The sequence below is a fragment of the Deltaproteobacteria bacterium genome (assembly GCA_020845775.1).
GTDB lineage: Bacteria > Bdellovibrionota_C > UBA2361 > SZUA-149 > JADLFC01 > JADLFC01.
In genome coordinates, this window is record JADLFC010000138.1 from 1 (window position 1) to 3,036 (window position 3,036).

At 44.7% G+C, this 3,036-nt stretch carries 4 protein-coding genes; all 4 read right to left on the reverse strand.

Annotated features, from left to right (window positions below; all coding sequences use genetic code 11):
* The coding region (locus tag IT291_09380) for an AAA family ATPase (protein ID MCC6221436.1) at nucleotides 1-264 on the reverse strand (264 nt) is incomplete at its 3' end.
* Between the two features lie 115 nt (nucleotides 265-379).
* Nucleotides 380-1,921, reverse strand: coding sequence for a hypothetical protein (locus IT291_09385; GenBank protein ID MCC6221437.1), 1,542 nt, complete (start codon nucleotides 1,919-1,921; stop codon nucleotides 380-382).
* A gap of 135 nt (nucleotides 1,922-2,056) precedes the next feature.
* Nucleotides 2,057-2,791, reverse strand: coding sequence for a cytochrome b/b6 domain-containing protein (locus IT291_09390; protein MCC6221438.1), 735 nt, complete (start codon nucleotides 2,789-2,791; stop codon nucleotides 2,057-2,059).
* 30 nt (nucleotides 2,792-2,821) lie between these two features.
* Nucleotides 2,822-3,036: hypothetical protein (locus IT291_09395; GenBank protein ID MCC6221439.1), on the reverse strand; the 215-nt coding region annotated here is incomplete at its 5' end.

Sequence of the window (3,036 nt, forward strand, 5' to 3'; positions counted from 1 at the left end):
AACTTTTTGAATTTCATCCACCGCGAGCAAACGCGAAGCGTCATTTTCCGCCTCCTGCCACCAATCTAATAGCACCTCACTACTTAAAGGCGTGGGGTAATCGGCGCTATGATAAATGCCTGCTTCTCTCAATACGGCTTTCAAAGCAGTGGTTTTTCCAACCTGTCGCGGCCCAACTACCACTTGGATTAACGGCGCTTTCTCGCCCATCCGCGTCCTAAGGGCGTCTACTAATCTCCTATTTTGTTCTTTAATATTAGCCACCTAGCGGGCGCTCTACAATTAATAAAATGCATTTTATTAATTGTAATTAGCAATCGAGCAACCACTAAGTCAAGGAAAACCTGGTTCAAAGAAGAACCTGGAACCATATTTTAGCTTACGGCAACACGCGCAAATTGCTTGGTGCATTCGGCGCAGTGGTATCTCCAGATTTCTTAATGTAAAGCACAGCATCGCGAGGGAAAGGAGCGGTAAAAGACTTATTGCCACCACTTGCTGTGATTGTTCCCGTCGAAGCAACTTTGCCAGTGATGGGATTAAACCATTCGAAAATGTACGTGCCCGCAGATAAACTCACAGTGAAGCTTGAGTTTGTCGTCAAAGTGTAATCTGGCTGGTAAACTAAATACTCATTTCCCACGTTGGCCAAGCAATAGGCGGTAGAGCTTAAGCTATTTTGCGGAGTCATTGCGATTAAGTTCATCTTATTTGCATATGTTAGCGTATAACCCATGGCATAGCGCGCCGGTACAAAAGGCGTATCGCCCCAGGATGCCGTATAATCCTCTTTGCTGATCTGACTATTCGGAAGAACCTCTAAGTATATCGGATTATAACCGCGCAAAAGGCTCTTCCAAACCCAAGCTCTTGCAAAATCCCCATCCTTTTCATACATGCCACGACCAATATGGTCGGTGTCCAAAAGCTCAACTTTCTTTCCCGTAGCTGCTGGTGGATTTTTTGCATAATCGGTATCCGCGGTCCCGCAATTCTGTGCGCGACTGCAAGGATGCGCAGTGGGAGATACCCAATCACCCGGGCTATTATACAACAAGGGATTAGTAGCAAAATCCCAAAAGGAGGTTTTTCCAACTGGGTGCTGTTTGGGCTTACTTTTTTCGTAGTTCTTTATGAAGTTAATTAGATAGTTTTGCCAATCACTTGCGCTAGCGTTATCCTCGTTTGAAATTTCATAAAGGACATTATCTAAATCGTTTACCGTATCGATTACTTTGCGAACATAAGCCTCCTGGAGCGACAGGGTTTGCGGGACGAGCAAGGAGTGCACCTCTTCGCCGTCATTATTGTTATTGGTATCTCCATCAATACCGCTAGCATTATTTGCTGGATTGTAGGGGTGATAGTACCAGGCATTGCCACCCCTATTCCACACACTAAATCCTTCGAACAACATTATGCCCACATAAATCCCCCTATCGCGAGCAGCTATCACTTTTTGGCGCAAGCGATCGAAGTAGGATTGATTAAATTGGTGCACATTAAATTTTAGTTTTCCATCGTTGGCACTCCCTGGGCCAGTGCGTGAATAAATCATAGGCTGGTGATAGCGAGAATAAGGCGGGCTAACCGCCTTATCACTCCTTGTATTCTCAAACATCCATAAACGAATAAAGTTATGATTGTATTTCGTTAGAAAATTCAAATAGGCATTATAATCAAAAGCGGCAGGTGGGTCAGTAAAGCCCATATCTTGAAAATTGCCCCAGGAATTCGAACCGGTAAGATATACGGCCTTCCCCGAGTTGTTAGTAAAATAGCGCGGATTGACCAGACTAACCTTAAGTGGACCATTAATTGCCTGACTACTTTGTGCTGAGGCACTACAAGCAAACGACAACGCAAGAACCAGCAGTGTACTCAATAAAACCCCACCCCTAACACATCTCGTAACTATCATAAAAAACTCCTAAGCCTTTCCCTGCTGCTACAATTGGCGCGTACGTCATGTCAAAAATCATTTGACATCCTTTTCCACTGGGGAGCCGGAAGCCCTTTGTATATTTTAACTGTTAGCCATCCGTTATTCAACTCTTCATGTATTTTCGCGAACGTTCTCGCCACGTTTGCTCTTGTTCTCGTTCTCTTCGGCTTCACCAAGGTGAAATTTCGAACCAAATATGCTAAGACTCGCAGTGCTGCTATCAAAGTTTTGAGCCAGGTAAGTGGAAAACCATAGCGTTGTTAACAAGAATAGTATGCCAATTACTGAATGAGAGCGCACGGGAGTGCTCTCTTCCGGTATATCCGACTTCCAGCCAGTGAACATGCTCTTCCATATAGCGTCCTTATGACGTAAAGTATGTATAGCGACGCCAGCGAGGTGAAAGAGCACAATAATAAAAAACCCGTTGGCTAAGAGTTCATGTACCTCTTCTAAATCCTCGCTGCACTGTCCAGTCGTCATTAGGTAGCCGGTTATTCCGAGCCCCAAGGCAAATGCCATCATCGCTATTGCTGCCCAGCTTGATGCCGGATTATGGCCAAGCCACTTGCGTTTCTCTCCTGCTACAACTCCCTTTAGATAGAGCGCCAGTTCATTGGGTTGAAGCGCGAAGCCTGAAAATCGAGAGTACTTAGTTCCGAATATGCCCCAGAGAACTCGGAGAACCACTAAGAAGCAAAGAACAATTCCACCGAGCATGTGATATGAAAATACAAGAGAATCGTCATCCACAGTCTTTCCAATCGCGAAAGCTGCAACAAAAAGCAAAGCGAATAGCCAATGAAAAACTCTCATGGGAAGGTCGTATACGAATTTCTGTTTCATCTGTATCTCCTTAAAAACTTAGGTGTAATGTTAAACAGTTTTCATTATCTCTCTTTTTTGGGCGAGCTCCTTAAGTCGCAGTTTCCAGTGCTTGCGGGGAATGGGAATAGAGTGACGCCGGTAAAAATCGAATTCTTTTTTCTGAATGCTATACAGTTCTCCAGAAGAACTGCAGCGAATTTTTTTCGATAGCACTTCGTCTGCACCCACATCGTAGATGTCGTCCGGCAGTTCACTGGCCTCTA